Here is a 24,522-nt window from a genome sequence, read left to right as displayed (position 1 = left end):
ACGGCGATATTTATCAAAAGATTGATGGTATGGGGTATTTCGATAGAGAACTATTTCTGGTGTTCGGCAAAGCCCCATTTTTTGACCTAGGATATATTTTAGGCTTAAAAAAAACCATTTTCCTGTCCCTTGCCATCATTAGCTTTTCACTTTCGGCACAAGAATCGACCATAAGCCTAAGCGGAACCGTTACCGATTATGAAAATCGGCCTTTGGAAGGTGTCTCCATTACGCTCAAGGGAACTTTAGAGGGTGCCCAGACAGATAAGAGGGGTTTTTATGAGATTGACGTAAAAGTGGCTGATACACTTGTTTTTTCACATGTGGGTATGCATACGAAACAGATTGCCATTGAGGATCATATAGACCGCTTGAATGTGCAATTGTTCATAAACGTTCAAGAATTGGACGAGGTACAAGTGAAGAAAAGGAGGGTAAAGACCCAAAAAGACCTACTGGCCGAATACCCTACCAATAAGAATTTGATAAAGACTTCGAGGGGCATTTTGGATAAAGATCGCACTTCATTTTCAATGCGGATAGTTGACGGTGATCAGATACTTCCGACAGGTAATGATTTTTTGACCTCATTACGATCTCATTTTCCGAATATGGTCGTTCACAGGGATACAACTCCGCCAAGAGTTTATCTTTGGAACCCCGGTTCTATTAATAACGAAAGCCCGCCGCCAGCTGCAATTTTCGATGTAGATGGTATAATATATGAGCAGACTCCTACGTGGTTGATTCCTAGCGAAATTGACCGTATAGCCGTGATGAAAAGAAATGGGGCTTTCAAATACGGCCCGCAAGGGGCAGGAGGGGTAATCATTATCAATACAAAAGAAAAGACGCGTATTGACGAGCTTGATGTAGAAAGAGTCTATAATAACAGGGGTTTGGTAGATAGTTTAACTAAAGAATCCAACAAACCGACAAGGTATACGCCAAAAAAGTTTGATTTTATCGAGAAATATGAAGAAGCGAAATCGAGGCAAAAGGCATGGACAATTTTTAATGAAGACAAGGAAAACCATTTGGACTCACCGGTTTACTTTTTTGAGACCTCCAGATATTTTTTAAAACGATGGCAAGACGAAACAAATGCAATTGCCATCCTTGAAATGGCGAAGCAAAGTTTCGCTGACAATGTTGCCGTAAGAAAGGCAATCGCATATTTTTTGGAAGAAATGGGACAGTATGGGCTGGCCCTTCAGCACTATCTCGACATACTCAAACTTAGGTCTAGTGCGGCCCAATCGAATCGAGACGTCGCCAATGCTCAAAATGAAGTGGGCGATTATACGAAAGCCCTTTTGAGGTACGCGAGGTACGAAAAGGCCATTGTGTTATTCGATTCCATTGCTTTTGACCCCTTTGGTGCCGATTTGCTCATTTCGGTAGAGACGAACAATATTCTAAGGCAAAGACGTAAAGAACTAGATATATCGGAAAATCAGATTAACAAAGAACTCGAAGTCGCGACGACAAGGGTTTTATTGGAATGGAATCTAGACGATTTTGAATTCGAAATACAATTGACCGACCCCGAAGACCTTTTTGTACTTTGGAACAATTATGACAAATCGACGCCAGAAATGGAAATGGCACAAAAAAAGGGATATTCTAGCAAGCAGTTTTTTTTGGACGATTCCTTGGAAGGTGATTGGAAGCTTAACTTGAATTATCGGTACGAAGAAAACAAGGTGCCCGCAGTCTTGAAGGTTACTACTTTTTTGGATTATGGACTCCCTACGCAAAAAAGCGAGTCCAAGGTGTTTAGGTTGTACGATTTGCAATCGAGTTTTCACTTGGCCACTATCGATACATCGGGCAAGAAGATATCCTTTTAAACCTGTAGAACCCCCATATTAAAGGGTTTGTCAATGGGGGCATTATTGGCCGCCGCGATGCCCATTGATATCCATTTACGGGTATCTAAAGGATCGATAATGGCGTCGGTCCAAAGTCGGGAAGCTGCATAATAAGGCGAAATTTGGTTGTCGTACCGGGCCTTGATCTGATCATAAAGTTCTTTTTCCTTTTTTTCCGTTATTGCCTCACCTTTCTTTTTTAAGGATGATTTTTCGATCTGTAGCAATACCTTGGCCGCCGAGTTACCACTCATAACCGCAAGTTCGGCACTTGGCCAAGCCATTATCAAACGAGGGTCATAGGCCTTGCCGCACATGGCATAGTTTCCTGCACCGTAACTGTTACCGATTACCACCGTAAATTTGGGTACGACCGAATTACTTACGGCATTGACCATTTTCGCACCGTCTTTGATGATTCCACCATGCTCGCTTTTACTGCCGACCATAAAGCCAGTAACATCCTGCAGAAATACCAACGGAATCTTCTTTTGGTTGCAGTTGGCGATGAAACGGGTAGCCTTGTCCGCCGAATCGGAATATATGACCCCTCCGAACTGCATTTCGCCCTTGGTGGTCTTCACGACTTTGCGCTGATTGGCGACAATACCGACCGCCCAGCCATCGATGCGGGCATAGCCCGTTAAAATGGTTTTTCCATATCCTTTTTTGTATTCTTCGAAATCAGAATTGTCGACCAAGCGTTTTATGATTTCCAACATATCGTATTGGTCCGTTCTTGAAGCGGGGAGAATTCCATAAACATCTTTTGGATTCTCTATTGGTTTTTGTGATTTTGTTCGATTGTAACCTGCTTTGTCAAAATCACCGATTTTACCGACGATATTTTTTATGGTATCCAGAGCATCTTCGTCATCTTTGGCCTTGTAGTCGGTTACTCCACTGATTTCACTATGCGTTGTTGCACCACCCAGGGTTTCGTTATCTATGTTCTCGCCTATGGCAGCTTTGACGAGGTAGCTTCCGGCCAAAAAAATGCTTCCGGTCTTATCGACGATCAACGCCTCATCACTCATGATGGGTAGATAGGCCCCACCTGCAACACAGCTTCCCATGACGGCGGCGATCTGGGTAATTCCCATACTGCTCATTATGGCATTGTTTCGAAAAATTCGCCCAAAATGTTCTTTGTCAGGAAAGATTTCATCTTGCATGGGTAGATATACGCCCGCACTATCCACTAAATAAATTATCGGAAGTCGGTTTTCGATGGCGATTTCCTGGGCCCGTAGATTTTTCTTTGCGGTTATAGGAAACCAGGCTCCGGCTTTGACCGTCGCGTCATTGGCTACAACGATACATTGCTTCCCAGAAACATAACCGATTTTGACGACCACACCGCCAGAAGGGCAACCACCATGGTCTTCGTACATACCTTCGCCCACCAAAGCACCGATTTCGATTCGGTCGCTTCCATCGTCCAATAAGTAGTCGATTCTTTCACGAGCTGTCAGTTTACCTTGGGCATGTTGTTTTTCAATACGGGTTTTTCCTCCGCCCATTTTAACTTTTGCAAGTCTTTTGTTCAGCTCCGACAGCTGTAGTTTATTGTGGTCTTCGTTCTTGTTGAATTTGATATCCATTACGGTATGCTTTCATTGATGTTGCTAAAGATAAGGAGTAAAATTTGATTACATTTGGGCAAAGGTGACGGTATTTATGGATAGTATCAGATGGGGAATTTTAGGCCCGGGAAAGATAGCGCATAGTTTTGCAAAGGATTTAAAATTGGTAGAATGGGGTGAATTGACGGCCGTTGGATCCCGAGATATCGAAAGGGCCAAAACCTTTGCACAAGCGTTTGGTGCATCGGAATATTTCGGCTCTTATGAAGAATTGCTCGATTCGAACAATGTAGATGTCATTTATATCGCTACCCCTCATACCGGCCATGCCGAATGGGCCATCAAGGCCATGGAGAAGGGCAAGCATGTACTTTGTGAAAAACCTATGGGCGTTAATGGGGCAGAGGTGCGTCGCATGATAAAAACGGCTACCGAGAACAATGTCTTTTTAATGGAAGCCTTATGGAGCCGATTCAATCCTACCATAATCGAAGTCAAAAAACTAATCGATGAAGGACAAATTGGTACTCTAGGTTATTTGAATGCCGATTTTGCCTTTTATGCCATGGATCGAGATGAAAAGGGAAGGGTCTTGAATCCTGAACTGGCGGGGGGATCATTGCTGGATATTGGTATATATCCGGTTTTTTTATCTTATTTGATGTTGGGCAATCCCGAAAAAATACAGGCAAGCTCCAAATTTCATTCCACCGGGGCCGAGATTCAGACCTCCATTATTTTTGAATACAAAAACGCGCAAGCCGTGCTTTACAGCGGATTCACTTCAAAATCATCCATGCGGGCCGAACTTTCAGGAAGCAAGGGTACTCTTTATATCAACCCATGTTGGCATGAAGCGGAATCATATTCAATCGAAAAAAACGACGAAATCAAGTGTTATGATGTCCCCAAGATAGGAAAAGGGTATTCCCACGAAATTATCGAGGTCCATAAATGCATTCGAAATGGCGGACTACAAAGTGACCTATGGAACCATCAAAACAGTCTGGACCTTATCGACCTACTAGATGCCGTTCGTTCGAAAACAGGTATTACGTTTCCATTCGATACCTGATTCGTCATTGAACGACTTCAGGGTGTCTTACCATGCCTGTCAATCCTTTTTAGTACGATCTCAGCATTTAAATCTCGATTATCGCGTAAAAATTCCGATATTTGGGGTTACTACAAACCAATCTGAATACCATGGGAATGAACAAAAATACCGTACTTGCTTGGGCTACATATATAATGATAATCGTGGGTCTCGGCCTCATTGCACTTGGGGCATTTCGGTATAACGAAGTAGCTGGCTGGGGTTTTGCCTCCGTCGGAATCGGTTTTTTTGCCATAGCATGGGTATTCAATGCCTTGAAGGGCAGGGTTTGAAACAACAAAAACTTCCCAACCTAGTAAAATAAGAAAATGAGCGACGACAAGAAGGTAATCTTCTCAATGGCCGGGGTTACCAAAACCTATAAAAATGCCAATACTCCCGTACTAAAGAATATTTATCTGAGCTTTTTCTACGGGGCTAAAATCGGTATCCTGGGGCTAAATGGTTCCGGTAAATCGACACTATTGAAAATCATTGCGGGCGTTGATAAAAATTATCAGGGCGATGTGGTTTTTTCTCCAGGATATCAAGTAGGCTATTTGGAGCAGGAGCCACAACTGGACGAAACCAAAACCGTGATCGAGGTCGTTCGCGAGGGTGTTTCAGAAACCGTCGCCATTCTCGATGAGTATAACAAGATCAATGACATGTTCGGGTTGCCCGAAGTCTATGAGGATGCCGATAAGATGCAAATGCTCATGGACAAACAGGCCGAGTTGCAGGACAAGATCGATGCCGCGAATGCATGGGAGCTTGATACAAAGCTCGAAATAGCCATGGATGCGCTGCGTACTCCCGAAGCCGATAAAAAAATAGGCGTTCTTTCGGGGGGTGAAAGAAGGAGGGTGGCATTGTGCAGATTGCTTTTGCAAGAACCACAGATTTTATTGCTCGATGAGCCGACCAACCATTTGGATGCAGAGTCCGTGCATTGGTTGGAACACCATTTGGCGCAATATAAAGGAACGGTAATCGCGGTTACTCACGACCGCTATTTTTTGGATAACGTGGCCGGATGGATCCTTGAACTTGATAGGGGAGAAGGTATTCCATGGAAAGGGAACTATTCAAGCTGGTTGGATCAAAAATCAAAGCGATTGGCCCAGGAGAGCAAGTCCGCCTCTAAAAGACAAAAGACCTTGGAACGTGAGCTTGAATGGGTACGTCAGGGCGCCAAAGGGCGCCAGACCAAGCAAAAGGCACGCTTGAAGAATTATGACAAGCTCATGAGCCAGGACCAGAAGCAGCTTGATGAAAAACTTGAAATCTACATTCCGAACGGACCGCGATTGGGTACGAACGTGATCGAAGCGAAAGGGGTAGCCAAGGCCTACGGTGATAAGTTGTTGTACGAAGATTTGAATTTCAAATTACCACAGGCGGGTATTGTCGGGATCATAGGCCCTAACGGCGCAGGTAAGACCACTATATTTCGAATGATAATGGGGGAGGAGACCCCTGATAAGGGAGAATTTGAGGTGGGAGACACGGCGAAAATAGCCTATGTCGACCAAAGCCATTCGAACATCGATCCCGACAAGACGATATGGCAAAACTTCAGCGATGAACAAGAATTGGTAATGATGGGTGGCAGGCAGGTCAATTCGCGTGCCTATTTGAGCCGCTTTAATTTTTCGGGTAGCGAGCAGAACAAAAAAGTCAATATGCTGTCAGGAGGTGAGCGCAATAGGCTACATCTGGCAATGACCTTGAAGGAAGAGGGCAACGTATTGCTCTTGGACGAACCTACCAACGATCTTGATGTAAATACATTACGGGCCCTTGAAGAAGGTCTTGAGAATTTTGCCGGCTGTGCGGTGGTCATCTCCCACGACCGTTGGTTCTTGGATCGTATATGTACCCATATTTTGGCATTCGAGGGTGACTCCCAAGTGTATTTCTTCGAAGGCTCTTTTTCCGATTATGAGGAAAATAGGAGAAAACGCCTTGGAGCCGATACGATTCCTAAACGTTTGAAATACAAGAAGTTGGTGCGCTAGAAGTCATCTTTTGGATACCAATCGAGTTGTATCACCTCAATATCAGGATTTCCTGCATTGACGATTTCTTTAAACTTTGAAACATCGCTTACGTCTGGGTTGCCCCTGTAATGGTAGGGATAGACTTGTTTCGGTTTGAAATCCAATACGGCGTCGGCCGCACTTTCTTCGGTCATTGTGTAGGGCAGATTCATACAGATAAACGCCTTATCGATATTTTCAAGTGCCCTCATTTCGGGTATATCTTCGGTATCGCCCGAAAAATAGATGCGTTGATCGCCGAGGTTAAGTATGTAGCCATTGCCGCGCCCTTTTTCGTGGAATTTCAAGGCTTCTTCCCTAAGGTTATACATGGGAACGGCCTCTACCACGATTCCGTAACGTTCTTTCGAATCGCCATTGTTCAGAATATCGATTTGGGGTACAAAAGCATCGGGCATCTTGTCCGCCACGGCCTGGGGCATGATTATTTTGGCTTTTTCGGTATCAAGTGCCTGAAGGGTCTCCACGTTTAAATGATCCCCGTGAATGTCGGTGATCAAAATAAGGTCGGGGGCTTTTTGGCCCTCAAAAGCTTCCGCGCCGCCTACGGGATCGACATATATGGTCAAATCTTTCCATTCAAGAACGACGGTGGCGTGCTCGATGGGTACGATTTTCAAATTTTCTTTGGTTGACAACTCTAATACCTTAAAAGATTCTGGCGATGTAACAGCATTTTCTATATCCGAATCGATAAACGGCCCAGATTTGGTTTTTTCCTTGCATGCAAAAAAAGTGAGGTTAACCGCTACTAGAGCAATAAATATTTTTTTCATGATCGATTTAATTTAGTAAAAGTTCCATTTTTATATCGCTACGTACATACGGATTTTCTTTTTCCAAAGGGATTTCCGTAAAACCGTATTTTCGGTAAATATGTAGTGCGGCATCTAATTTTGTACTTGAATAAAGTATAATTTTTTTCCAACCTCCCTTTTTCGCGAAATCTATTGCAAAGGTCAGTAGGTGTTGTCCGATTTTCATCCCTTGGTAATTTTCGTCCACGGCCATCTTTCCGAGTTCGAACACATCGTTTTCGATCTTTATGAATGAAAAACAGCCAATAATGGATTTTTCATGTTCAGCAAAAAAAATATATCCTCCTTTGTCGATTATCGAATTTTCGCAGTCCCTTAAAAGTAGTACATCTTTAGGCTCTACAAAGAAAAATTTTTCGAGCCAAGCTTGGTTAAGATCCTTAAAGCGACCAGCATACTTTGGTTCAAACGGAATTATCTTTATATCCATAGATGGTCTGCCACTGATTATACTTGACAAGTATTAAAGATCGGTAAAAAATATTTCTTTGATCAAAAAATCCAATTCGAATCTTGAACCGTATATAGAACGACACAAACAAACACTGTATTAAACAGAAAAACAAAAGTTAATTAATTCTAACATTATGACTGAAACAAAGAATAACAATGGATTAAAAGTATTGGCCGGTCTTCTAGGTGTAATACTGATCGGTACGATTATCTATACCGTAAGTCTTTATCAAGACAAGCAGAAGACCGAAAAGGTGCTTACCCAAGAGAAGCAATTAGTGGTCGAGGACCTTAATAGCTTGAAATCTGAATACGATAAGGCTATTTTGGAAAGCAATGCGACCAATGAAGAGCTTGTCGAGGCAAGGGACAACATTGCGAAGTACATTGATTCCGTAAAGAACATGAAAGGTGATATCGCCAGTCTTTCAAGATATAGAAGGCAAGTGAGTGTTCTTAAAGCGGAAAGGGAGCAATTATTGAAGCAGGTTGATTCACTTACCCGTTCGAACACCATGATCGCGATGCAACGTGATAGTACGTACGTCGAGTTGGAAAAACAAACGGTGTTCAACGATTCTTTGGTCGTTCAGAATACCCAATTGGCCGACGTTGTCGAGAAAGGTTCGGCTTTGAACTTGGTGACTATGAACGTTGATGCCGTTAGGGAGCGTAACAGCGGTAAATTGGTTTCTACGCAAAGAGCTGGTAGAACTGACAAATTAAAAGTATGTTTTACCGTTGCGAACAATACGATTGCGCAAGCCGGTGATCGCGAGTTCTTCGTAGAGGTTCTTGACCCACAAGGTAACGTTATGGGCGAAAGCTATTCAAAAACCAATGAAAATGGTGCTTCGATAACCTATAGCAAAGGAACCAACTTTTACTATGAAAATAGCACTTTGGATGTTTGCGACTACATAAACAAGCCAGCCAGCGATTTTCAAAAAGGAAATTACATGGTCAACGTTTATGATGACAAATTGAAGTTATTGGCTACTTCAGAATTTACCTTGAAGTAAGATACTATCCATTAACAATAAAAGGGCCACTCCAAAGAGTGGCCCTTTTTTTATACTATCAAGTTTTTTTTACCCAAGTCCTCCGACCATATCTTCTGGTTTTACCCATTGATCATATTCTTCGGCGGTAACATACCCTAGATTAATCGCTTCTTCCTTTAAGGTAGTACCATTTTTATGTGCGGTATTGGCTATTTCCGCAGCTTTATAATAGCCGATTTTGGTATTAAGAGCGGTTACAAGCATCAAAGAATTGTTCAAAAGTTCTTTGATGACGCCATGATTGGGCGCTATGCCCACGGCGCAGTTTATATCGAAACTCACACAGGCATCGCCCAACAACTGCGCTGATTGCAATATGTTCGCGGCCATCATGGGTTTGAAAACGTTCAGTTCGTAATGGCCTTGGGTTCCTCCCACGGCAATCGCAACATCATTGCCCAATACTTGGGCGCAGACCATGGTCAGGGCCTCGCATTGTGTCGGGTTCACCTTACCCGGCATGATAGAGCTTCCCGGTTCATTGGCCGGAATGATTATTTCACCAATACCCGAACGCGGGCCCGAGGCCATCATGCGAATATCATTGGCGATCTTGTTTAATGATACCGCTAATTGCTTAAGGGCGCCATGACTTTCAACAATGGCGTCGTGGGAGGCCAATGCCTCAAATTTATTGGTTGCGGTCTTAAATGGTAAACCGGTGAAATCGGCAATGTATTTGGCCACAAGAACGTCGTATCCTTTCGGAGTGTTCAGGCCCGTGCCGACGGCAGTTCCCCCAAGGGCCAATTCACTGAGGTGGCCCAAAGTGTTTTCAAGGGCCTTAAGGCCGTGGTCGAGCTGCGAAACGTAACCCGAAAATTCTTGACCCAAAGTTAGGGGAGTGGCATCCATTAAATGAGTACGTCCGATTTTTACGACCTTGCTGAATTCCATTGATTTCTTGTGCAAGGTATCTCTTAATTGCTTGACTCCCGGTATCGTGGTCTCAACGATTTTTTTGTATGCCGCGATGTGCATACCCGTTGGAAAGGTATCGTTTGACGATTGTGACTTATTGACATCGTCATTGGGCTGGATTGTTTTTTCTCCCTCACCAATTTTTTTGCCCGCGATTTCATGAGCTCGGTTCGCAATGACCTCGTTTACATTCATATTGCTCTGCGTACCGGAACCGGTCTGCCAAACCACCAAAGGGAATTGACCATCGTGTTTTCCCTCCAAAATTTCATCACAGACTTGGGCTATAAGGTCTCTTTTTTCTATCGGTAAGACCCCTAGCTCATGATTGGTATACGCTGCCGCTTTTTTTAAGTATGCAAAACCATAAACAATTTCTATCGGCATGGAAGCCGATGGCCCGATTTTGAAATTATTTCGAGATCGCTCGGTTTGGGCACCCCAATATTTGTCGGAAGGTACCTGAACTTCACCCATTGTGTCTTTTTCTATTCTAAAACTCATTCTTTAAAATTTAAGTGTCTTACAAAGGTATGGTTTTGAAGGCTTAATCAAATAGGGGAGTGGTATATTTGAAAACGGATTTGCCATGGATTTGAGGCGTACACATATTTTTTTATTTTTTGATTTGCACTTTTTGTCAATTTCAAAGTATCTTTGTTGAAATAAATTTTCACACTCATGTTCGAATTCGACCAATATTTGGGTTTTTTAGCTTTCTTGACCATTTTGACAATCGGTTTTTGGCTAATGATGTTTTTACTGCTTTTTGTTGTTCCGTATTGGTTGGGTGGAAATTTACTCGAAATCTGGAAAGAGCGTCGTGAGGCCAAAAGGGCCAAACGATTGGAATCATAAACAAAAAGGAAGCCGAAGGGCTTCCTTTTTGTTTTTAATCCTCTTTGTTATAAAATTATCCCTCGAATTCGGGATCTCCATCGTCGTCTCCCCCTCCTCGTTGGCCATTACGTTGCCGCTGGTTCTGCTGTTGGTTGAAGCGGTAAAGAAATGAAAGCGTAATTTGTCTTTGACGCCATTGAAATTCACTATAGGTAAAGACGTTTTCTGTTCTTGTCTCGCTTTTGCGTTTACCGCTATTGAAAATATCGCGAACGTTCAATGAGATGGATCCCTTGTCCTTTAACACATCTTTGCTCAATGCCAAATTGGTGAACAACATGCCCTTACTTTTTGATTGGGCATCTTGTTGGGGGCCCATATAGAACAAGTTGGTCTGAAAATCGACTTTGCCCGGTAGCGGTAATTTTGCGCTTAATCTTGAAAACCAACTAAAATTGTCGGCATCAAAAACTTGGGTAATCTCCTCGTCACGAAAATTAATATAGGTGTAATCTCCTCGTAGTTCTCTTTGAAAAAGGTTTACATTCCAGGTCAGGCGCCAATTTCTTTTTGGTGTATAGGTAGTCGTGAATTCGGCTCCATATCTTTTCTCGGTGGCCAAGTTAATAGGACTGCGAACCTGTACCGGAACCAGTACGGGATTTGCGGGGTCATCGGGGTTTTCTATTTCGACGAAATCACCCCGTTCTCGCGTAATGAATTGAAATACACCTGTCGAGCGATTGAAATAGGCCGAGGTGTTGAAACTTATTTTATCCCATCGCTTCAAATAACCCAGGTCGTAGGCATCGGTAAATGTCGGGTCAAGATCAGGGTTTCCTTGAAACAAATTGGTATTGCTGCTGCGTGACGGAAAAGGGTTTATAAAACGTGACCTTGGTCTTCGCAGGCGCTTGCTGTAGCTTAAGTTAAATTGTTCTTTTTCAGAAAGTTCATAACCCAAGAATATCGATGGAAACCAATTTACATAATCCTTATCGGTCACTTCGTTCGTATTGACCAGTTCAACGCCGATATCGGAAGCTTCCATGCGAAGTCCTCCCAAAACACTGAACTTTCCGAATTTGCTTCCCAATTGGGTGTAAAGGGCGTTGACGTATTCTTTGTAATTCAGTTCGTTACTAAAATTGGGATCACTATCCAAAATTCCGTTTTCAAGTATTCCAAAATCAAAATCAGTGTTGAACCTATTGAAAGTGCCACGATAGCCGAATTCGAATTGAGATTCATTGTCCTTGCCGAAAGGCCTGACATAATCGAATTGGAGTAATTGATTTTTTTGGCTTTCATCGTTGATGGTCTGTTCGGTGGGAAGGTTGATGTTCTCTCCGAGAATCACCTCATTGATGATAGAATTCTCCAATTCTGAACCGCTCGAATATTGATAATCGACGGTCAATTTATGGTCGTCGTCTTCACCGAATTTTTTAACGTAATTGAGGGAATACTGCACGTCTTCATCCTCATCACTTTCATTGGTGAACCTATTTCTTTGGATTGTCGGATTGCGAACAGCATCAAAATTGAAGAAATCGATATCCGTTTCATCGTTCCCCCCTCCATTTCTATAGACAAAGGAGTTCGTGATACTACTTGTAGAATCGATAAAGTATTCAAAACCTATATTCGTATTGAAACCATCATTTTGACGCTGATAGTCGCGATATTCGTTTTGAAAGCTGGCCGTAGTGCCATCTGGGTTAAAATTCTCCTGTTCGAACAATGCATTGCCCGGTCCGCTTCGATAACGGTAAGAGGTATTGGTAAAAATGTTGAAATTGTCGCGGCGCAGATTCAAACTGACATTGCCCCCATAAGTTTTTGGATCACCTACATTAATGCCGAACGAACCATTCAGGCCAGCGGTTTTACTTTGTTTGAGTACAATGTTCAAAATACCGGCAGTTCCTTCGGCATCATAGCGGGCGGATGGATTCGTTATCACTTCGACCTTTTCGATCGCTTCGGCAGGTAACTGTTGCAATGCTTCCGGACTGAGACCGGATAGGGCAGAGGGCTTACCATTGATAAGTATACGAACACTTTCATTGCCACGAAGACTTATATTGCCTTCTACGTCTACCGATACCGAAGGCACATTGTCAAGAACATCGGTGACCGAACCTCCTTTTACGGTCAGGTCGCTACCGACATTATACACTTTTTTGTCCAGCCTGAGTTCAACAGTGGTGCGTTCACCAACGACCTCGACGGCTTCCAATTGTTCAACGTCGACTTTGAGCTTGATTACACCTAAATCGGTTGATGTTGTAAATTGTTGATTTTCGGCTTTGTAGGTCTGAAAAGAGATGTATTCGACACTCACATTGTAGCGCCCGGGCATGGTCTCTACTTCAAATTTGCCTTCGGCATTGGTCACGCCACCCGTTATTCTATCAGGGTTTCGAATATTTTGCAGTACCAAGGTGGCATATTCAAGTGGCTGATTTGTATCGTTGTCTAAAACTGTTCCCGTAATCTTTATGGGTTCTGGTCGACCCCCTTGAGGTCTTTGGGCACTTGTGGATAATGTAATAAGAACCAAAAGTGCAATCGGGAATAGTTTCTTCATATTCAGTCTTTAGATTTCTTTTTTTGCTTTCGTTTTTTTTCTTTTTTCTTTTCTTTCTTCGCCTTTTGAAGTCCGTTTTTCTGCATTTCTACGAAGGCCTCGTATTTTTCGAGGGGTAGTCCTGCCTTAAGTTCTTCATCTTGAAGCTTGGTTATCTTTTCCATGCCCGCTCGCATCTGATCGGCATCCAATTTCAAGATTTGCATCTCGATACGCTGCTGCACATATTTTTTTAGAATACTGCTTAATACTGCTGTTTCGAAATCGTTCAATTCCAAGGTCTCTGCAATACCGGGCATTTCGGCATCGACAATCTGATCGGCCGTCATCGGCTCAGGCTCTTTTTGGTTTTCCTGCACCTGGGGTATGGCACTTCTTTGTCTGCCATATCCGTAACCGTATCCACTCCCGTATCCGTACCCTCGCCCCCCATAACCTCTACCATATCCGTATTGGGCCTGTATTTCAGCACTTAACAATAGAATTGCAAAAAAGGCAATTATGTGCGTAACGTTGATTTTCATAATGTCTTGGTTTTAATGACTACTAAATTAGAAGATGGTTTAAGCCATTTTGGTTAAATCTTTGTTAAATGACCATAACCCTTGTTTTTTCTATATAATGGTTTCAATTTTTTCAGGCGGCCTACCGATCGCGGCCTTTCCCCCATTTATGACAATAGGACGTTCGATTAGTTTCGGATGTGCAACCATGGCCTCCAAAAGTTCTTCATCGGTTAAGGTTTTGCCTTTGTAATTTTCCTTCCAAACGGCCTCGTTCTTGCGAATCAATTGTTCTGGTCTGATGCCAAGCAATTTGACGATTTCCTTTAATTCTTTTTTAGTGGGAATATCTTCCAGATATTTCACTATTTCAAAGTCCTTTCCAGAACTTTCAAGAATCGCAAGTCCTTCTCTAGACTTGGTGCATCTGGGATTGTGGTATATTTTGATCATGTAATGTAGTTTGATGCGCGATGTCGGGTGCGCCATGACTTCCATCGAGCATCGCGCACCCGACTTCAAGCCGTTTTATTCTTCTTTTTGTCCCATCATCATAAGATAGGCTTTTAAAAAGGCGTCGATTTCACCATCCATGACCGCATCGACATTTCCGGTTTCCTCACCGGTACGAACATCTTTTACGAGTTTGTAAGGCTGCATGGTGTAATTTCGAATTTGCGAACCCCATTCGATTTTTTTCTTCGAGGACTCGATTTCTTCTCGGGCTTCCATTTTTTTTCGCAATTCGATTTCATACAATTGCGATTTTAACATCTTCATGGCCGTTGCCCTGTTGTCATGTTGGCTGCGGGAATCAGAGCACGATATCTGAATTCCCGTGGGGTGGTGTACGAGTTGTACTTTGGTCTCGACCTTGTTCACGTTCTGCCCCCCGGCACCACTAGATCGGGCAGTGTTTATTGTAATATCGGCAGGATTGACATCGATTTCGATACTATCGTCGACCAAGGGATATACATATACCGAGGCAAAAGAGGTATGCCGCTTGGCATTGCTATCAAAAGGCGATATGCGTACCAAACGATGTACGCCATTTTCACCTTTTAACCACCCGAATGCAAATTCGCCATCGATTTCAAGGGTCACGGTCTTGATACCCGCCACGTCGCCTTCTTGATAGTTCAGTTCTTTTACCTTATACCCGTTCTTCTCGCTCCACATGATGTACATGCGCATCAACATGGAGGCCCAATCGCAACTTTCGGTGCCTCCCGCACCTGCGGTAATCTGGAGCACAGCGGGGAGTTCGTCGCCTTCTTCAGAGAGCATGTTCTTGAACTCCAATTTCTCGATCTGGTTCAAGGTCTTTTGGTAATGGGCTATCACCTCATCTTCCCCAACATCGCCTTCTTGTTGAAATTCAAGCCATACTTCAAGATCTCCGACCAAGGTCTTGGCCGCATTGAAATCATCTACCCACTGTTTTTTGGATTGGATGAACTTCATGTGCGCCTGGGCCTCTTGCGGATTGTCCCAAAAGTCAGGAGCCAGGGTTTTTTCCTGCTCGTTTTCTATTTCGATGAGTTTCGCATCGACGTCAAAGATACCTCCTTAACGCACCAAGGCGATCATGAAGACTTTTATAAAGGTCCGTCGTAATTGTCATTCAGTGAAATTTTCGACAAAAATACCATTCTTTCCAATTAAAAAAGCTAGGGTTGATTATAGATTTTATCATGTAGAGGCGTTTTTTTTTCGAGATGGACAAAGAGATGGCCCTAAATATGTTATAGAAAGACCTTCGTAATTTTTGATCCTTTTTATCTAAATTTAACGGCAAAACCAATTCTGATGAACAAAAAGATACTATTCGTAACCGCCCTTTTATCACTACAGTTCGCAACTTCGCAGTATGCCGAAAAAAGCAAGGATTTTCAGCGGTTTAACGGACTTTTTAATTTTCTGTACGACGATAAAAACGATAAGGTCTATCTCGAAGTCGAAGATTTGAACAAAGAGTTCTTGTATGTCTATTCTTTAAGTAGTGGTATCGGTAGCAATGACATCGGTTTAGATAGGGGCCAACTTGGAAACGAACAAGTTGTTTTCTTTAAAAAGGCGGGTGGAAAACTTCTTTTGGTGCAGCCGAATATGACTTTTAGGGCTTTGACCGACAATGATCTGGAAAGAAAATCTGTTGAACAAGCTTTTGCCAAGTCTATTTTGGGAGGATTCAAGATAGAGGAAGAAAAAGATGGAAAATATGTTATCGATATTACCGATTTCCTGATGCAGGATGCCCATGGGGTCATAGGAAGATTGAAGCAAGCCGATCAAGGTACCTACAGCTTGGATAAGGAGAAAAGCGCAATTGATTTGGAACGTACCAAAGCGTTCCCCAAAAATGTGGAATTCAATGTGGCCTTGACATTCAAAGGGGAGCCCAAAGGCGGATACATTCGTTCGGTAACTCCTAACCCCGGTCTGGTTACGGTCGCGCAACACCATTCCTTTATCGAGTTGCCCGATAACGGTTACGAAATGAGGGAGTTCGATACAAGAAGCGGATCGTATCCGTTTTCATACTATGATTATTCGACTCCCGTTCAAGAACCTATCTTGAAACGGTTCATCACGAGACACCGATTGAAGAAAAAAGACCCTTCCGCGACGCAAAGTGAAGCGGTAGAACCTATCGTTTATTATTTGGACAATGGTACTCCCGAGCCTGTTCGGTCGGCACTTTTGGATGGGGGTCGTTGGTGGAACCAAGCCTTCGAGGCCGCAGGGTACAAGAACGCCTTTCAATTGAAAATGCTTCCTGCCGATGCCGACCCTTTAGATGTACGGTATAATGTAATTCAATGGGTCCACCGTTCTACACGCGGATGGAGCTATGGCAGTAGCATAACCGACCCACGCACGGGCGAAATCATAAAGGGGCATGTCAGTCTGGGCAGTCTTCGCATTCGACAAGACTTTTTGATCGCCCAAGCCCTGATGAACAAACCTTTTGCCGAACGCGACGATAATTATCAACCCATGCTCGACTTGGCCTTGGCGCGAATTCGGCAACTATCGGCACATGAAATAGGACATACCTTGGGGTTTGCACATAATTATGCGGCCAGCACGAATAATAGGGCATCTGTGATGGATTATCCGCACCCACAGTTTTCGGTCAAAAACGATGAAATCGATTTCACGAATGCCTATGCCACAGGAATTGGGGACTGGGACAAGGTTATGGTTGCCTATTCGTATTCCGGGATTCCGAAAGGTCAAAATGAAAAGGAAGTATTGGACGCAATCTTAAAGAAAGCACAAGATGACGGGTTGCGTTACATTACGGATCAAGATGCACGGCCACAGGGTAGCTCACACGTTCTAGCACATTTATGGGATAACGGTAAAAGCGTAAGCGAGGAGCTCGATGCGCTTCTAAAAGTGCGCCGAACGGCAATCGATAATTTTTCTATCGACAATATCCGCACCGGGGAACCCAATACCGTTTTAGAGGATGTCTTTGTGCCGCTGTACCTCCTACATCGGTATCAGACCGAGGCCGTTGCCAAGGTGGTTGGTGGTATGGAATACAATTATGCCGTAAAAGGCGACGGCCAAACAACTGTTGAGATTGTTGACAAGGCTATGCAGCAGAAAGCCCTGCAAAGCATTTTAAAGACTTTGGATGCTGCCGAAATTGCAATCCCACATGAAAAACTGTCCCTGTTCCCGCCCCGTGCCTTTGGGTATCGAAAAACGCGGGAGTCCTTAAAGGGTAAGACAGGTGTTTCCTTCGATGCGCTTTCCGCGGCGGAAACGGTGGCCGATATGACTTTGGGTCTACTATTGCACCCTGAAAGGGCGTCACGGTTGGTACAGCAAAAAAGTCTGGATGCTAAAAACATAGGCCTGGGCGAAGTACTCGAAACCGTTATCAAAAACACTTTAGGGAAACAGCACAAGAATGATTATATAGAAGAGGTACAGCGTAGCATTGATTTCAGGGTTGTCTACCATTTGATGAATTTGGCCCGTAGCGAAGACGTGCATCCTCAGGTCAATGCGATCGCCAATGCCAAATTAAGGGGTTTGGTGACAAAAAACCTTGGCGATGCCCTATCGAATGATTATAAAATGGAAATAATGCGGCGTATCGATGATTTTTACAAGCATCCGGAGCAGTTCAAAGTCGTGCCCGCACCTAAGATTCCGGATGGTTCGCCGATTGGCATGGATTGTTTTCATTAAGTTTGCCGTTTAATATCATAAACCTGATGATTTGAGCTTAAACTTGCACCGCATGCCTGAATATGAAACTTGAAATGGATATAAACCTTATTAGCGACACGGTTACAAAACCAACATCCGCAATGTTGAATGCCATGATGTCTGCAGAAGTGGGCGATGATGTTTTCAAAGAGGATCCATCGGTCAATGCGCTGGAACAAAAAGTGGCCGAAATGTTCGGTAAGGAGGCCGCTTTGTTCTTCCCCTCGGGAAGTATGGCGAACCAGACGGCGATTAAATTTCATACCAATCCTGGGGATCAATTGATCTGTGACAAATATGCCCATGTCTATAATTATGAAGGGGGAGGGGCCAGTTTCAATAGTGGGGTATCCTGTAGGTTGATCGATGGCCATCGGGGCATGATGACCGCTGAACAGGTCGAAGCGGCCATCAATCCTCCGGATTTTTACCACAGTCCTTTTACATCATTGGTTTGCATCGAAAATACAACGAACAAAGGTGGGGGAGCCTGTTGGGACTTCGAGGAACTAAAACGCATTAAGGCGGTTTGCGAGAAACATAGTTTAGGATATCACTTGGACGGGGCCCGCTTGTGGAACGCACTCGTCGCAAAACATGAAACCCCAAAACAGTACGGTGAGCTATTCGATACCATTAGTGTTTGTTTGAGCAAGGGACTGGGCTGCCCCATAGGCTCGGTCTTGGCAGGTAGCTCGGAAATGATGGATAAAGCGCTTCGAATACGTAAAATACTTGGTGGCGGTATGCGACAGGCAGGGTATTTGGCTGCAGCTGGCAGTTATGCCCTTGACAATCATATTGAAAGATTGGCCGAAGACCATAAGAAAGCCATCGAAATAGGTGATTTGCTAAAAAAGTTGCCCTTCATTAAAAAAGTAGAACCCATAGAGACGAATATCATAATTTTCGAAATCGATGAAAGCCTTTACGATTCTGATGGGTTCGTTCAAAAATTGAATGAAAAAGGTGTTCGGTTGATTGGAATGGGACAGGGAAAATTGAGGATCGTAACACATTTGGACTATACGGATACCAAGCACCAAGCTTTTCTTGATATTCTCGGCTCAATATAATTTCTATAGAGTTGTTAGGGAGGCAATTCGGTTTCTAACGTTTTTGATTCCGTTTTCCATACCTGCTTCAGAAGTATAAAGCTCACTTTTTCCGATCAACCTTCCATCGAGACCTTTGACACTGAAAAGAAATTTTCCTTCGTGATTGGTTTTCCTTTCAAAAACATGTTGGGTATTTTGTACTGCTTGTAATTGTTCGACGGTCTTTTTTACCTCTTCATGACTGGAAAACGGCACGCTGCTCAGCAAATTGGCCCCGTCTTCGGCCTTTAGGCTAAAAGTGTATCCGTTACGTTTATATTTTTTTATCTCGATCATGCAGTGGTATAACGGTTGTATCCTTAAAGATAGTCTATTTGAACAAAGAATCCATACCCGGTATGTTGGGCATCCCTTCTTTGGCGACGGCTGCAAGCTCTGCCTCATTGACCTCGGTGGCCTTCTTGATGGCCTTATTGAGTGTCAGTACCAAATAGTCTTCCAATTGTTCTTTGTCATCCAACAAAGAATCATCTATCTTGATTTCCTTGACGACCCGGTTCGCGGAAATCGTGACCTCCAACAGTTCATCTGAAGTACTCTCCCTCAAGTATACCGTATCCAATCTATTTTTGGTTTCCTCGACCTTTCTTTGGGTTTCCTTGAGTTTCCCCATCATTCCCATCATATCTCCGAACATATCCTTTTTTTTATTTTGATGCCTCCAAAATTACTAAATTGTACCCATACTAAAGAAATATGATACAGTTCGAAAAAAACAAATCGGTTCTCGCATTAAGTCTTATTTTAGCGCTCTCTTGCAAAAATGAAAATAAGGATATGAAGGTTGTTGAAGCCCCTGTGGCCAAAAAAGCCCCTAAAGAATTGGTGAAACATGGCGATATAAGGGTCGATGACTACTACTGGATGAACGATCGCGAAGACCCCGAGGTCATAGCGCATCTTGAAAAAGAAAATGCGTACTACGCGGCCTTAACAGACCATACCAAAGAATTTCAAACCGTTCTTTTTGAAGAAATGAAGGGCAGGATCAAAGAGGATGACGCTTCGGTGCCTTATAAAGAAAACGGATATTGGTATGTAACGCGATATGAAACCGGCAAGGAATATCCGATCTATAGCCGCCACAAGGAATCTTTGGATGCCCCGGAAGAAATCATTTTCAACTGTAACGAAATGGCCGAAGGGCACGAGTTTTTTAATCTTGGCGGTATCGGGGTCAGCCCCGACAATAAATTGGCGGCATTTGGTGTAGATACGGTTTCACGCAGGCAGTATACGCTTCAGATCAAGAATCTGGATACCGGTGAGGTATTGGCCGACAAAATAGACAATACCACGGGCGGAGCGGTCTGGGCCAATGATAACGAGACGATGTTCTATAGTAAAAAGGATCCGGTCACTTTGCGCAGCGATAAAATTTACAGACATAGACTGGGCACCCCTACCTCTGAAGATGAACTGGTCTTTCACGAGGCCGACGAAACTTTTGGCACCTTTGTCTACAAATCAAAATCGGACAAGTATATCATAATAGGCTCGTACAGTACATTGACGAGCGAATATCAGATATTGAACGCCGATGACCCCAATGGAAAGTTCAAGGTGTTTTCTCCGAGGAGCAGAGGTCTGGAGTATTCCATATCGCATTACGGCGATTCTTTTTATGTGTTGACCAATAAAGACGAAGCGACCAATTTCAAACTTATGAAACTGGGGGAAGTCAATACATCTTCCGAAAACTGGGAAGAATTTATTCCTCATCGCGAAAATGTACTTTTGGAAGATGTAGAGATTTTCAAAGAGTACTTCGTATTGTCGGAAAGAGAAAATGGTCTCAATAGACTAAAAATCAATCGTTGGGATGGAAAAGACGCGTACTACCTCCCTTTTGAAAGCGAGACCTATACCGCCAATGTAAGTACCAATCCGGATTTTAACACGGAGATTTTACGTTATTCCTACAATTCTTTGGGAACGCCCGCATCGGTCATCGATTTCAATATGCGTACCCAAGAAAAAGAAATTAAAAAAGAACAGGAAGTACTGGGTGGTAAATTCGACAAGGCCGATTATGTTGAAAAAAGGGTTTGGGCCACGGCGCGAGACGGGGTGAAAGTGCCCATGTCGATAATTCATCACAAAAACACCAAGCTAAGTCCCGACACGCCAATTCTTCAGTACGCATATGGGTCTTATGGGGCAACTATCGACCCGTATTTTTCAACGGTCCGTTTAAGCCTATTGGATCGTGGGTTCGCCTACGCCTTGACCCACATTCGTGGCGGGCAATATTTGGGCCGTCCATGGTATGAGGACGGCAAATTGCTTAAAAAGAAAAATACATTTACCGATTTTATCGATTGCTCTAAATTCTTGATCGAAAGTAATTACACGAGTGCAGACCACCTATACGCTATGGGAGGTTCGGCAGGCGGACTTTTAATGGGTGCCGTGGTCAATATGGCCCCGAAACTTTATAACGGTGTGATTGCAGCGGTTCCTTTTGTAGACGTCGTTACGACCATGCTCGATGATTCCATTCCATTGACTACGGGGGAATACGATGAATGGGGCAATCCGAACGAAAAGGAATATTATGATTACATGAAATCATATTCCCCGTATGATAATGTCGAGGCCAAGGAATACCCGAATATGTTGGTGACCACGGGATTGCACGATTCGCAGGTACAGTATTTCGAACCGGCCAAATGGGTGGCCAAACTACGTGAATTGAAAACCGACAAAAACCTATTGCTATTTGATATAAATATGGACGCAGGTCATGGCGGTGCCTCAGGTCGTTTTGAGGCATTGAAGGAGGTGGCCAAGGAATATGCGTTTTTGCTTGATTTGGAGGGCAAAACCGAATAATCCGAAAAAAATAGTAATTTTGCGCTAGAATATTACGGAATCAACATTCTGTAATATTCTTTAACTTATATAGCCTTTATGGAAAATAAGATTAAAGCTTACAACAATATCCTTGAACTTATAGGAGACACCCCCCTAGTAAAACTTAATCGAATTACCGAGAAGCTCCCCGGAAATTTTTATGCCAAGTTAGAATCGTTTAATCCCGGTCACTCGTCTAAAGACAGGGTGGCGGCATATATTATTGAAGAGGCCGAGCGCAAAGGTATATTGACAAAAGGTAGTACGATAATCGAGACTACATCGGGCAATACGGGTTTCAGCATTGCCATGGTCAGCATTATTAAGGGATATGAGTGTATTTTGGCGGTAAGTTCGAAATCGTCAAAAGATAAGATAGACATGCTGCGCTCCATGGGAGCTACGGTTTATGTGTGCCCTGCGCATGTTAGCGCCGACGATCCAAGATCGTATTATCAAGTGGCGAAAAGGCTTCACGAAGAGACCAAGGGGTCTATATACATAAACCAATACTTCAACGAATTGAATATCGATGCCCACTATAATACCACCGGCCCTGAAATATGGGGCCAAACCGACGGGCAAATCACCCATTTGGTAGCTTGTAGTGGTACCGGAGGCACCATTTCGGGCACGGCCAGGTATCTAAAGGAGCAGAACCCGAACATCAATGTCATCGGTGTGGATGCCTTTGGGTCGGTTCTCAAAAAATATCATGAGACAGGTGAGTTCGATAGCAATGAAATCTATCCGTACCGTATCGAAGGTCTGGGCAAGAACCTGATTCCAACTGCTACCGATTTCGAAGTAATCGATAAATTCATTAAGGTTACCGACGAAGAAAGTGCCCATGCGGCTCGAGAAATAGCTAAAACCGAAGGTATGTTCGTAGGCTATACCAGTGGTGCTGTGATGCAGGCCATAAAACAACTTAGTGCGAAACGAACTTTTGACGAAAACAGTAAGGTGGTCGTTATCTTCCCCGATCATGGATCACGCTATATGAGCAAGATCTATAGTGATAAATGGATGGAAGATCAGGGCTTTTTCGATAGCCAATCGGTGGAAGGGACACAACAAGCCCAATTCGTTAAATAATTTAAGTACTTCAATAGTTTTAGAAAGCGATGGCCTTTTAGGTTGGCCCATCGTTTTTTTTTATGGCTTGTTAATTATTATGAAGGCATGTTAAAATTACATATTTTTGCAGGTAGATTCAACCAGAATTCATGAAAGACCTATTCGATAGAATAATTGAAAACAAAGGCCCTTTGGGAAAATGGGCCTCACAAGCTGAAGGATATTTTGTTTTTCCAAAATTGGAAGGCCCCATTTCAAACCGGATGAAATTTCAAGGTAAGGACGTAATTACCTGGAGTATCAATGATTATTTGGGCCTGGCCAATCTTCCAGAAATAAAAAGGGTCGATGGCGAAGCAGCACATGAGCACGGTGCGGCCTATCCGATGGGAGCAAGAATGATGAGCGGTCATACAGATTATCATGAGCAGTTGGAGCGTGAGTTGGCTGCTTTTGTCAAGAAGGAAGCTTCGTATCTACTCAATTTTGGGTATCAAGGCTTTATGTCGGTAATCGATGCGTTGGTCACCAAAGATGATATCATCGTTTATGATGTTGATTGTCACGCCTGTATCATCGACGGGGTACGTTTGCATATGGGCAAACGCTTTACGTTTACCCACAACAACGTTGAAAGTCTTGAAAAGAACTTGGAACGTGCCACCCGATTGGCCGAGCAGCACGGTGGCGGTATTTTGGTGATTTCGGAAGGTGTATTCGGCATGAGGGGCGAACAAGGCATCTTAAAGGATATTGTTGCGCTCAAGAAAAAATACAAGTTCAGATTATTGGTCGATGACGCCCATGGCTTCGGAACTCTGGGCAAGACCGGTGCAGGTGCAGGTGAGGAGCAAGGCGTTCAAGATGATATCGATGTTTATTTGGCCACATTTGCCAAATCCATGGCCAGTATCGGTGCCTTTGTGGCCGCCGATCAAGAAATCATCGATTATCTAAAATACAATCTGCGCTCTCAAATGTTCGCAAAATCCTTGCCGATGGTCTATGTGAAGGGAGCTTTGAAGCGTCTTGATATGTTGCGTACAATGCCCGAATTAAAGGCAAAGCTTTGGGAGAATGTAAACGCCCTCCAAAATGGGTTGAAAGAACGAGGATTCGATATCGGTACAACCACTAGTTGCGTTACTCCGGTCTATTTGAACGGAAGTATTCCAGAGGCGATGGCGTTGGTAAAAGACCTACGTGAAAATTATGGAATATTCTGCTCCATAGTTGTTTACCCGGTTATACCTAAAGGGTTGATTTTACTTAGAATGATACCTACCGCTACCCATACGTTGGAAGATATAGAAGAAACTTTGGATGCTTTTTCCGCGATTCGCGAACGTCTTCAGAACGGTACCTACAAGCGATTGTCGGCAGCTGTGGCGGCCGCAATGGGGGAATAAGGATTTTGTTTC

The 24,522-nt window shown here is 43.5% G+C and carries 21 protein-coding genes; 11 read left to right on the top strand and 10 right to left on the bottom strand.

Annotated elements, in window-relative coordinates; translation table 11 throughout:
* Window positions 1-29 precede the first annotated feature (29 nt).
* Window positions 30-1,853 (top strand): carboxypeptidase-like regulatory domain-containing protein, encoded by a 1,824-nt coding sequence (locus ACEZ3G_RS11505; protein WP_432425637.1) that lies wholly within the window; start codon window positions 30-32, stop codon window positions 1,851-1,853.
* On the opposite strand, the gene ACEZ3G_RS11500 is transcribed toward ACEZ3G_RS11505, so the two are convergent.
* Entirely contained in the window at window positions 1,850-3,478 is a 1,629-nt protein-coding gene (locus ACEZ3G_RS11500) for an acyl-CoA carboxylase subunit beta (RefSeq protein WP_432425636.1), read from the bottom strand. The two genes, ACEZ3G_RS11505 and ACEZ3G_RS11500, sit on opposite strands and share 4 nt — an antisense overlap.
* 76 nt (window positions 3,479-3,554) lie before the next feature.
* On the opposite strand from ACEZ3G_RS11500, the gene ACEZ3G_RS11495 reads away from it, so the two are divergent.
* The 3 genes from ACEZ3G_RS11495 to ettA all read left to right on the top strand — a co-directional run bounded on the left by ACEZ3G_RS11495 (window position 3,555) and on the right by ettA (window position 6,577).
* A complete protein-coding gene (locus ACEZ3G_RS11495) occupies window positions 3,555-4,535 on the top strand; it encodes a Gfo/Idh/MocA family protein (RefSeq protein WP_432425635.1) in 981 nt (326 codons plus the stop codon).
* A gap of 131 nt (window positions 4,536-4,666) precedes the next feature.
* Entirely contained in the window at window positions 4,667-4,849 is a 183-nt protein-coding gene (locus ACEZ3G_RS11490; protein WP_432426064.1) for a CAL67264 family membrane protein, read from the top strand.
* Window positions 4,850-4,885: 36 nt separating this feature from the next.
* Window positions 4,886-6,577 carry an energy-dependent translational throttle protein EttA gene (ettA, locus tag ACEZ3G_RS11485; protein ID WP_432425634.1) on the top strand — a complete coding sequence of 564 codons (1,692 nt, stop codon included), beginning with the start codon at window positions 4,886-4,888 and terminating at the stop codon, window positions 6,575-6,577.
* Here ettA and ACEZ3G_RS11480 read toward each other — a convergent pair.
* On the bottom strand, window positions 6,574-7,395 hold the full coding sequence (locus tag ACEZ3G_RS11480; RefSeq protein ID WP_432425633.1) for an MBL fold metallo-hydrolase: 822 nt from the start codon (window positions 7,393-7,395) through the stop codon (window positions 6,574-6,576). The genes ettA and ACEZ3G_RS11480 overlap by 4 nt on opposite strands.
* A gap of 7 nt (window positions 7,396-7,402) precedes the next feature.
* On the bottom strand, window positions 7,403-7,867 hold the full coding sequence (locus ACEZ3G_RS11475) for a GNAT family N-acetyltransferase (RefSeq protein ID WP_432425632.1): 465 nt from the start codon (window positions 7,865-7,867) through the stop codon (window positions 7,403-7,405).
* A 157-nt stretch (window positions 7,868-8,024) separates the two neighbouring features.
* Here ACEZ3G_RS11475 and ACEZ3G_RS11470 point away from each other — a divergent pair, with 157 nt between their 5' ends.
* Window positions 8,025-8,912, top strand: coding sequence for a hypothetical protein (locus ACEZ3G_RS11470; RefSeq protein WP_432425631.1), 888 nt, complete (start codon window positions 8,025-8,027; stop codon window positions 8,910-8,912).
* Between the two features lie 69 nt (window positions 8,913-8,981).
* On the opposite strand, the gene fumC is transcribed toward ACEZ3G_RS11470, so the two are convergent.
* Entirely contained in the window at window positions 8,982-10,379 is a 1,398-nt protein-coding gene (gene fumC, locus ACEZ3G_RS11465) for a class II fumarate hydratase (RefSeq protein ID WP_432425630.1), read from the bottom strand.
* A gap of 177 nt (window positions 10,380-10,556) precedes the next feature.
* On the opposite strand from fumC, the gene ACEZ3G_RS11460 reads away from it, so the two are divergent.
* Window positions 10,557-10,733: a hypothetical protein gene (locus tag ACEZ3G_RS11460; protein ID WP_432425629.1), complete on the top strand. Its 177-nt coding sequence runs from the start codon at window positions 10,557-10,559 to the stop codon at window positions 10,731-10,733.
* 55 nt (window positions 10,734-10,788) lie between these two features.
* On the opposite strand, the gene ACEZ3G_RS11455 is transcribed toward ACEZ3G_RS11460, so the two are convergent.
* From ACEZ3G_RS11455 to prfB, 4 genes are all read right to left on the bottom strand, one after another.
* Complete coding sequence (locus tag ACEZ3G_RS11455) at window positions 10,789-13,308, bottom strand: TonB-dependent receptor domain-containing protein (protein WP_432425628.1); 2,520 nt, start codon at window positions 13,306-13,308, stop codon at window positions 10,789-10,791.
* A 2-nt stretch (window positions 13,309-13,310) separates the two neighbouring features.
* Window positions 13,311-13,832 (bottom strand): hypothetical protein, encoded by a 522-nt coding sequence (locus ACEZ3G_RS11450; protein WP_432425627.1) that lies wholly within the window; start codon window positions 13,830-13,832, stop codon window positions 13,311-13,313.
* Between the two features lie 90 nt (window positions 13,833-13,922).
* On the bottom strand, window positions 13,923-14,264 hold the full coding sequence (gene arsC, locus ACEZ3G_RS11445) for an arsenate reductase (glutaredoxin) (protein ID WP_432425626.1): 342 nt from the start codon (window positions 14,262-14,264) through the stop codon (window positions 13,923-13,925).
* 75 nt (window positions 14,265-14,339) lie between these two features.
* Window positions 14,340-15,438, bottom strand: a protein-coding gene (gene prfB, locus ACEZ3G_RS11440) for a peptide chain release factor 2 (protein ID WP_432425625.1) whose coding sequence is annotated in 2 segments (ribosomal slippage) — window positions 14,340-15,371 and window positions 15,373-15,438 — 1,098 coding nt in all. Because the reading frame shifts where the segments join, the coding sequence is not laid out codon by codon here.
* Between the two features lie 185 nt (window positions 15,439-15,623).
* On the opposite strand from prfB, the gene ACEZ3G_RS11435 reads away from it, so the two are divergent.
* Window positions 15,624-18,026: a zinc-dependent metalloprotease gene (locus ACEZ3G_RS11435; RefSeq protein ID WP_432425624.1), complete on the top strand. Its 2,403-nt coding sequence runs from the start codon at window positions 15,624-15,626 to the stop codon at window positions 18,024-18,026.
* Between the two features lie 74 nt (window positions 18,027-18,100).
* Entirely contained in the window at window positions 18,101-19,123 is a 1,023-nt protein-coding gene (locus tag ACEZ3G_RS11430; protein ID WP_432425623.1) for a threonine aldolase family protein, read from the top strand.
* A 3-nt stretch (window positions 19,124-19,126) separates the two neighbouring features.
* Here ACEZ3G_RS11430 and ACEZ3G_RS11425 read toward each other — a convergent pair whose 3' ends face one another.
* Window positions 19,127-19,441 (bottom strand): YegP family protein, encoded by a 315-nt coding sequence (locus ACEZ3G_RS11425; RefSeq protein WP_432425622.1) that lies wholly within the window; start codon window positions 19,439-19,441, stop codon window positions 19,127-19,129.
* Between the two features lie 34 nt (window positions 19,442-19,475).
* Complete coding sequence (locus ACEZ3G_RS11420) at window positions 19,476-19,802, bottom strand: YbaB/EbfC family nucleoid-associated protein (protein WP_432425621.1); 327 nt, start codon at window positions 19,800-19,802, stop codon at window positions 19,476-19,478.
* 140 nt (window positions 19,803-19,942) lie between these two features.
* Between ACEZ3G_RS11420 and ACEZ3G_RS11415 the strand changes: the two genes are divergently transcribed.
* From ACEZ3G_RS11415 to ACEZ3G_RS11405, 3 genes are all read left to right on the top strand, one after another.
* On the top strand, window positions 19,943-22,000 hold the full coding sequence (locus ACEZ3G_RS11415; protein ID WP_432425620.1) for a S9 family peptidase: 2,058 nt from the start codon (window positions 19,943-19,945) through the stop codon (window positions 21,998-22,000).
* Window positions 22,001-22,078: 78 nt separating this feature from the next.
* Window positions 22,079-23,119, top strand: a complete 1,041-nt coding sequence (locus ACEZ3G_RS11410; protein WP_432425619.1) for a PLP-dependent cysteine synthase family protein — start codon at window positions 22,079-22,081, stop codon at window positions 23,117-23,119.
* A gap of 131 nt (window positions 23,120-23,250) precedes the next feature.
* Window positions 23,251-24,510, top strand: coding sequence for an aminotransferase class I/II-fold pyridoxal phosphate-dependent enzyme (locus ACEZ3G_RS11405; RefSeq protein ID WP_432425618.1), 1,260 nt, complete (start codon window positions 23,251-23,253; stop codon window positions 24,508-24,510).
* The last annotated feature ends 12 nt before the right edge of the window (window positions 24,511-24,522 follow it).

The organism is Meishania litoralis (assembly GCF_042611095.1).
Lineage (GTDB): Bacteria > Bacteroidota > Bacteroidia > Flavobacteriales > Flavobacteriaceae > Meishania > Meishania litoralis.
The sequence above is the reverse complement of the archived record's forward strand: the minus strand, read 5'-3'. Positions and strand labels throughout refer to the sequence as shown.

Excerpts from the sequence above, each read along its gene's own strand:
- ACEZ3G_RS11470 (WP_432425631.1), top strand. The coding sequence starts at position 8,025 with ATGACTGAAACAAAGAATAACAATGGATTAAAAGTATTGGCCGGTCTT.
- ACEZ3G_RS11455 (WP_432425628.1), bottom strand. The coding sequence starts at position 13,308 with ATGAAGAAACTATTCCCGATTGCACTTTTGGTTCTTATTACATTATCC.
- ACEZ3G_RS11490 (WP_432426064.1), top strand. The coding sequence starts at position 4,667 with ATGGGAATGAACAAAAATACCGTACTTGCTTGGGCTACATATATAATG.
- arsC (WP_432425626.1), bottom strand. The coding sequence starts at position 14,264 with ATGATCAAAATATACCACAATCCCAGATGCACCAAGTCTAGAGAAGGA.
- ACEZ3G_RS11475 (WP_432425632.1), bottom strand. The coding sequence starts at position 7,867 with ATGGATATAAAGATAATTCCGTTTGAACCAAAGTATGCTGGTCGCTTT.
- ACEZ3G_RS11505 (WP_432425637.1), top strand. The coding sequence starts at position 30 with ATGGGGTATTTCGATAGAGAACTATTTCTGGTGTTCGGCAAAGCCCCA.
- ACEZ3G_RS11450 (WP_432425627.1), bottom strand. The coding sequence starts at position 13,832 with ATGAAAATCAACGTTACGCACATAATTGCCTTTTTTGCAATTCTATTG.
- ACEZ3G_RS11425 (WP_432425622.1), bottom strand. The coding sequence starts at position 19,441 with ATGATCGAGATAAAAAAATATAAACGTAACGGATACACTTTTAGCCTA.
- ACEZ3G_RS11430 (WP_432425623.1), top strand. The coding sequence starts at position 18,101 with ATGGATATAAACCTTATTAGCGACACGGTTACAAAACCAACATCCGCA.
- ACEZ3G_RS11420 (WP_432425621.1), bottom strand. The coding sequence starts at position 19,802 with ATGTTCGGAGATATGATGGGAATGATGGGGAAACTCAAGGAAACCCAA.
- ACEZ3G_RS11410 (WP_432425619.1), top strand. The coding sequence starts at position 22,079 with ATGGAAAATAAGATTAAAGCTTACAACAATATCCTTGAACTTATAGGA.
- ettA (WP_432425634.1), top strand. The coding sequence starts at position 4,886 with ATGAGCGACGACAAGAAGGTAATCTTCTCAATGGCCGGGGTTACCAAA.
- ACEZ3G_RS11495 (WP_432425635.1), top strand. The coding sequence starts at position 3,555 with ATGGATAGTATCAGATGGGGAATTTTAGGCCCGGGAAAGATAGCGCAT.
- ACEZ3G_RS11435 (WP_432425624.1), top strand. The coding sequence starts at position 15,624 with ATGAACAAAAAGATACTATTCGTAACCGCCCTTTTATCACTACAGTTC.
- ACEZ3G_RS11480 (WP_432425633.1), bottom strand. The coding sequence starts at position 7,395 with ATGAAAAAAATATTTATTGCTCTAGTAGCGGTTAACCTCACTTTTTTT.
- ACEZ3G_RS11415 (WP_432425620.1), top strand. The coding sequence starts at position 19,943 with ATGAAGGTTGTTGAAGCCCCTGTGGCCAAAAAAGCCCCTAAAGAATTG.
- ACEZ3G_RS11460 (WP_432425629.1), top strand. The coding sequence starts at position 10,557 with ATGTTCGAATTCGACCAATATTTGGGTTTTTTAGCTTTCTTGACCATT.
- ACEZ3G_RS11405 (WP_432425618.1), top strand. The coding sequence starts at position 23,251 with ATGAAAGACCTATTCGATAGAATAATTGAAAACAAAGGCCCTTTGGGA.
- fumC (WP_432425630.1), bottom strand. The coding sequence starts at position 10,379 with ATGAGTTTTAGAATAGAAAAAGACACAATGGGTGAAGTTCAGGTACCT.
- ACEZ3G_RS11500 (WP_432425636.1), bottom strand. The coding sequence starts at position 3,478 with ATGGATATCAAATTCAACAAGAACGAAGACCACAATAAACTACAGCTG.